The organism is Polynucleobacter sp. (genome assembly GCF_040400325.1).
Lineage (GTDB): Bacteria > Pseudomonadota > Gammaproteobacteria > Burkholderiales > Burkholderiaceae > Polynucleobacter.
On sequence record NZ_JBBAQK010000006.1, the window covers coordinates 118,707 to 124,762 of the forward strand.

Genomic DNA, 6,056 nt, shown 5'->3' on the forward strand with positions numbered 1-6,056 from the left:
AAACAGTCAGGAGATGGGCATGAGCAAAAGTAAAAATCAAACCAAACATGAAATACCTAGTCTTAAAAGTTTAGAGCGTGACTTTGGGCAAAAGTTTGCCTACCCAGCCTCAACTAAAACCTATTTACAAGGTTCTCGCGCAGATATTAAAGCGCCGATTCGGATGATTGAACAATTACCAACCCGCGTTGGTGAAGAGTTGATATCCAATCCACCTGTACCGGTCTACGACACTTCTGGTCCATATAGTGATCCTGAAATTGTGATTAACCTTGAAAATGGTCTACCTAGACTACGTGACTCTTGGATTAACGAGCGTCAGGATACCGATCAACTTGCAGGGCCAAGCTCTGAATACGGTGTCGCACGATCTCAGGATGAGGCTACGCAACAATTACGCTTTTCACACATTAGCGCTCCGCGGGTTGCTAAAGCCGGCAAAAATGTCAGTCAAATGTATTACGCACGCCAAGGCATCATTACTCCAGAGATGGAATATGTGGCTCTGCGCGAGTCGATGGGTTTAGAGCAACTTCGCAAAAATCCGGAGTACAAACAATTACTCAAGCAACACCCAGGTAAAAGCTATGGTGCAAATCTTCCAGATATCGTCACGGGAGAATTTGTTCGGCAAGAAATTGCTGCTGGTCGCGCCATTATTCCTGCCAATATTAATCACCCTGAATTAGAGCCAATGATCATTGGTCGTAACTTCCGCGTAAAGATTAATGGCAATCTAGGTAACTCAGCCGTAACTTCCTCCATTAATGAAGAAGTGGAAAAAATGGTGTGGTCGATTCGCTGGGGTGCTGACACCATCATGGATCTCTCTACTGGTAAGCATATTCACGAAACCCGCGAATGGATTATTCGTAACTCCCCAGTACCAATCGGGACTGTTCCGATTTATCAAGCGCTTGATAAAACTGGTGGTGTTGCCGAAGACCTTACCTGGGAAATGTTCCGCGACACATTGATTGAGCAAGCTGAGCAAGGTGTGGATTACTTCACGATCCATGCTGGAGTATTACTGCGTTATGTGCCTTTAACGGCAGATCGTATTACTGGCATCGTCTCAAGAGGCGGCTCTATTATGGCTAAGTGGTGTTTAGCACACCATAAAGAAAATTTCCTTTATACAAAGTTCGATGAAATTTGCGAAATCATGAAGGCCTATGATGTGTCATTTAGTTTGGGTGATGGTTTGCGCCCAGGTTGCATTGCAGATTCAAATGACGCTGCACAGTTTGGTGAGCTCCATACCCTTGGTGAATTAACAGCCAAAGCTTGGAAACATGATGTGCAAGTCATGATCGAGGGTCCTGGTCACGTTCCAATGCAGCGCATTGAAGAGAACATGACTGAAGAGTTAAAGCATTGCTTAGAAGCGCCCTTCTATACACTGGGACCACTCATTACCGATATTGCTCCAGGCTATGATCACATCACTAGTGGTATTGGTGCAGCCCAAATTGGTTGGTATGGCACAGCCATGCTGTGCTATGTCACACCTAAAGAGCATCTAGGACTTCCCGATAAAGAAGATGTCCGCGAAGGCATTATTACCTACAAGATTGCCGCTCATGGTGCCGACTTAGCTAAGGGCTTACCGGGCGCCCAAGTACGTGATAACGCCCTATCAAAGGCACGCTTTGAATTCCGCTGGGAAGATCAATTCAATCTTGGCTTAGATCCTGAACGTGCTCGTGAATACCATGACGCTACATTGCCAGCTGAGGGCGCTAAGATCGCACACTTCTGCTCGATGTGTGGCCCTAAGTTCTGCTCGATGAAAATTACACAAGAAGTACGTGATTACGCTGCGACCTTAGACGCTGATGGCAATCCTAAGGTACCTGGCAAAGTGATTCCAATTGCCCAAGACGCTAGCCAAGTCGATAAGGGTATGGAAGAAATGTCAGCCGAGTTCCGTAAGCGCGGTAGTGAAATCTATCAGTAATCATGACTAAAGCTGCACTCTCGCAAAGCAAGCTTGCTATTGTTGGCGCTGGCCTCATGGGCCGGATGCTAGCGGTAGCACTTGCTAAGCGTGGTGCTCAAGTCGATATTTTTGATCAAACTGGACCAGAGGCCAAACAAGCAGCCGCCAGAATTGCTGCCGCGATGTTGGCGCCTCTAGCAGAATCGGCCATTACTGAAGATGCTGTTGTGCAGATGGGCATCTATAGTCTGCCTCGATGGAAAACACTGATTAGTGAACTGCACATCCCGGTATTCTTTCAACAAGATGGCACAATCATTGTGTGGCATCGTCAAGATAGTAATGAAGCTGAACGTTTTACTGCACACTTACATAAAAATAGTCTACGCAATCCACGTTTAGCCAATGCTCAGGCTCTTGATCATGAAGCCTTGCAGAATATTGAGCCTGAAGTAGCAGAACGATTTAACCAAGGCTTGTATTTACCCAATGAAGGCCAACTCGATAATCGTCAACTTCTAGATGCCCTAGTAGTTGAGCTAGATCTGCTATCGGTCAATTGTCATTGGCACAGTCCGGTTAGCCCCGAATCTCTTCGTGATTTAGGCACTTACAAGCAAGTAATCGATTGCCGTGGATTAGGAGCTCAAGCTGACTGGAATCAATCCAGCAAGATTTTGCGCGGAGTTCGCGGAGAAGTCATCAGACTTTATGCCCCAGAGGTAAAACTACGTAGACCTACCCGTTTAATCCATCCGCGCTACCCTATTTACATTGCTCCTAAACAGAATGATATTTATGTTGTGGGCGCAACTGAAATTGAATCAGACGATATGTCTGAAATGAGCGTTCGTTCTGCCATGGAATTATTGAGCGCTGTTTATACAGTCCATAGCGGCTTTGCCGAGGCTCGTATTTTAGAAATGGCGACTCAATGTAGGCCCACCTTACAAGATAATTTGCCTGCAATCCACATCCAAAAAGATAAAGGAAAGTCGGATTTAATGATGATCAATGGCTTATATCGCCATGGTTTTATGATTGCTCCGGCTATGCTAGATTGCACGCTAGAGCTCATTTTGCATGGCGAAAGTAAGACTGCGCTTGATTTGGGCTTAAGTATTACTACAGAAAAGAGTTCTCTTGGAGTCGCTGCATGCGTGTAATGGTGAATCAAAAAGAATATGACTTACCGCATCAAAGCATGGTGAGTGATGCCTTAACGTTGATTGCAGCGAAACCTCCCTATGCTGTGGCCGTTAATTTACAGTTTGTACCGAAAAGTCAGCATGCTCAGTATCCACTGAATGAAAATGATCAAGTGGAAATTATTACACCAGTCACAGGCGGTTAATTTCACAACAACTCTTATGACAGCCCCACTTCCTCAAACTATCAATCGCGCAGATCCATTAGTGCTTTATGGAGAAAGTTTTGCTAGTCGCTTGCTATTGGGGACTTCTCGCTATCCATCTCCGCAGGTCTTAGTAACCGCTGTGAATATAGCCAAACCTGCAATGATTACGGTGAGCCTGCGACGCCAAGGAAGTGCTACAACAGAAGTGCATAGTGGATTTTGGGATCTTCTGAAGAAAATGGCTGTTCCTGTTTTGCCGAACACTGCTGGATGTCATAGCCCCCAAGAAGTCATCACAACTGCACAAATGGCGCGTGAAGTCTTTGAAACCGATTGGATCAAGCTTGAGCTGATTGGCGATGACTACACTCTTCAACCCGATACATTGCGCCTAGTGCAAACAGCAGAAATCCTCATCAAGGATGGATTTAAGGTGCTGCCTTATTGCACCGAAGATTTAATTTTGTGTCAGCGTTTGGTCGATGTCGGTTGTCAAGCGGTAATGCCCTGGGCTGCACCCATTGGCACCGGTCAAGGCCCACTCAATCCTTATGCAATGAAACTCTTACGTGATCGCCTAAAAGTGCCCTTATTAGTTGATGCCGGTCTTGGTCTTCCATCTCATGCCTGTAGCGTGATGGAATGGGGTTTTGATGGTGTTCTTCTCAATACCGCAGTTGCCTTGGCTGATGATCCCGTAGCTATGGCCAAGTCTTTTGCCATGGCAGTTGACGCTGGCCGATCTGCTTACTTATCAGGCGCAATGAAACCCCAAACATCTGCCCAAGCGAGCACACCCTTAGTAGGCACACCGTTTTGGCATCAAAGCTAAATCAAATCATCACATGAGCCTAATACGAGATCTTGCAGACCAAATTGTTGCGGCACATCGCAAGGATGATCTATGTATTCCTATTCCGAAATACAGCATTCACTCGCCTACACCTCAAGTTGACAATGTGGCTGCTTCCGACCACTATGAATTAGCAGGAGCAGTAGCCGCAATAGAAATGGGCTTCATTGAAAAAGACGCTCGAATTTTGGGTAAAGCTTGGTCGCGAATGACAATACAAGATGGCGGTTTTGATGCATTGAAATGGCCTAATAGGCCCGAGCATTTTGATCTTTTACCTTGGATGCGCAATATGAACCCCAAGGCGTTTGCAGAATGCCCTAAGCGCTTAGGCTTATACGGTGTAATGCCAGATGCCGATTGGGTGAAACGGATGGTTGATGCCGAAATTCCGACTGTGCAATTACGCTTTAAATCTGAAGACCGTAGAAAAGTTCTAAAACAAATTCGTGAATCCGTCAAAGCAGTGCAAGATAGTAAGACCCTCTTATTTATCAACGATCATTGGCGCGAGGCGATTGACGAAGAGGCCTATGGTGTTCACCTAGGTCAAGAAGATTTAGAAATAGCCAATTTAGATTCGATTAGAGAGGCTGGCTTGAGGCTTGGTTTAAGTACTCATGGCTATGCAGAAATGGTGTGCGCGGATCAATATTGCCCTAGTTATATTGCCATGGGGGCTGTGTTTCCTACCAACCTCAAACGGATGCCTACTGCCCCCCAGGGATTAGGTCGCCTTTATCAATATACAAAACTATTAAGTAACTACCCCTTAGTAGCCATTGGTGGTATCGATCAAGATAGCATTCCTGCTGTCGCAAAAAGTGGCGTGGGATCTGTGGCAGTTGTCAGAGCCATTACGGAAGCGGTAGACCCAAAGGCAACAGTAAAACACTTACAAACTTTAATGCAGACTTAACTGAGCAAGCTCTATCCTAATTACTCTTGATTTGTTTCATCCAATAGCGCGCTTGGGTAAAAATCGTGCATATGCCAAAGCGGCCCAGGTCCCCCTCCAATACTAAGAAAGCGTCCAGCTTTTAAACCCGCCTCAACATATGCAATGGCTTTAGCGACAGCATGACTTAAATCATGGCCATCCGCCAGGTATGTAGCAATTGCAGAGGCTAAAGAACATCCAGTACCATGCGTGTTAGCAGTATTGATACGATCATGTTTAGATGCTTTTGATTGAACGACCTCAAGACCATCTTCTACAGAACGCCATAATAAGTAATCAGTTATCTGAGTATGCGTTGCATCAAGATGACCGCCTTTGATTAGAACAGCCTGAGGCCCCATCTCTAGTAGCTCTTCTGCGGCTAATTTGAAATCATCTACACCTAATAGCTCTCGACCTAACAGCAAAGAGGCTTCATCCATATTGGGAGTAACAATACTAGCCATCGGAAATAATTCGGTGATCATGGCCTGAGCGGTATCATCACCCCCCAAACTAGCTCCAGATGTTGCTCGTAAAACTGGGTCTAGCACGATACGTTTTACATCATGTCGTCGCAAGGCTTTGGCAACAGTGCGGACAATTTCAGGGCTTGCCAACATTCCAATCTTGACAATATTGGCCCCAATATCAAGAAGCACTGCGTCGATTTGTGCTTCGACTACATCTAAATCAACATCCTGTATGCGCGTAACTCCTAGGGTATTTTGGGCAGTAATAGCGGTAACAACCGACATGCCATAGCCCCCTAATGCAGTAATGACCTTGAGGTCAGCCTGTAGGCCAGCGCCGCCGCCGCTATCAGATCCAGCAATCGTCAGTACTCTAGGGATCTGTGCTGATGTAGGACGAAATGATTTCATATTGCTATAATATCGGCTTATTCCTTGATAGCTCAGTTGGTAGAGCGCCGGACTGTTAATCCGTAGGTCCCTGGTTCGAG

Annotated in this window: 6 protein-coding genes; 5 read left to right on the forward strand and 1 reads right to left on the reverse strand. The window is 45.9% G+C overall.

Translation table 11 applies throughout. The features are described 5' to 3' along the window. Window positions 1-19: 19 nt before the first annotated feature. Genes thiC through ABWP14_RS06610 form a run of 5 tightly spaced genes read left to right on the forward strand, consistent with a single transcriptional unit; the run spans window position 20 to window position 5,071 of the window. Window positions 20-1,960 carry a phosphomethylpyrimidine synthase ThiC gene (gene thiC / locus ABWP14_RS06590; protein WP_353202170.1) on the forward strand — a complete coding sequence of 647 codons (1,941 nt, stop codon included), beginning with the start codon at window positions 20-22 and terminating at the stop codon, window positions 1,958-1,960. A 2-nt stretch (window positions 1,961-1,962) separates the two neighbouring features. After that, window positions 1,963-3,108, forward strand: a complete 1,146-nt coding sequence (thiO, locus tag ABWP14_RS06595; protein ID WP_353202171.1) for a glycine oxidase ThiO — start codon at window positions 1,963-1,965, stop codon at window positions 3,106-3,108. Then, the gene (gene thiS, locus ABWP14_RS06600; RefSeq protein WP_353202172.1) at window positions 3,099-3,296 is read left to right on the forward strand and encodes a sulfur carrier protein ThiS; all 198 of its coding nucleotides are present in this window, start codon (window positions 3,099-3,101) and stop codon (window positions 3,294-3,296) included. Before thiO ends, thiS begins: the two co-directional genes overlap by 10 nt. A 16-nt stretch (window positions 3,297-3,312) precedes the next feature. Then, complete coding sequence (locus tag ABWP14_RS06605; protein ID WP_353202173.1) at window positions 3,313-4,131, forward strand: thiazole synthase; 819 nt, start codon at window positions 3,313-3,315, stop codon at window positions 4,129-4,131. Window positions 4,132-4,144: 13 nt separating this feature from the next. After that, a complete protein-coding gene (locus ABWP14_RS06610) occupies window positions 4,145-5,071 on the forward strand; it encodes a thiamine phosphate synthase (RefSeq protein WP_353202174.1) in 927 nt (308 codons plus the stop codon). A gap of 20 nt (window positions 5,072-5,091) precedes the next feature. On the opposite strand, the gene thiD is transcribed toward ABWP14_RS06610, so the two are convergent. Next, window positions 5,092-5,976, reverse strand: a complete 885-nt coding sequence (gene thiD, locus ABWP14_RS06615; protein WP_353202184.1) for a bifunctional hydroxymethylpyrimidine kinase/phosphomethylpyrimidine kinase — start codon at window positions 5,974-5,976, stop codon at window positions 5,092-5,094. Window positions 5,977-6,056: the final 80 nt, after the last annotated feature.

What these genes read in the sequence shown, in the direction of transcription:
- thiC (WP_353202170.1), top strand. Translation starts at nt 20, where the DNA reads ATGAGCAAAAGTAAAAATCAAACCAAACATGAAATACCTAGTCTTAAA.
- thiO (WP_353202171.1), top strand. Translation starts at nt 1,963, where the DNA reads ATGACTAAAGCTGCACTCTCGCAAAGCAAGCTTGCTATTGTTGGCGCT.
- thiS (WP_353202172.1), top strand. Translation starts at nt 3,099, where the DNA reads ATGCGTGTAATGGTGAATCAAAAAGAATATGACTTACCGCATCAAAGC.
- ABWP14_RS06605 (WP_353202173.1), top strand. Translation starts at nt 3,313, where the DNA reads ATGACAGCCCCACTTCCTCAAACTATCAATCGCGCAGATCCATTAGTG.
- ABWP14_RS06610 (WP_353202174.1), top strand. Translation starts at nt 4,145, where the DNA reads ATGAGCCTAATACGAGATCTTGCAGACCAAATTGTTGCGGCACATCGC.
- thiD (WP_353202184.1), bottom strand. Translation starts at nt 5,976, where the DNA reads ATGAAATCATTTCGTCCTACATCAGCACAGATCCCTAGAGTACTGACG.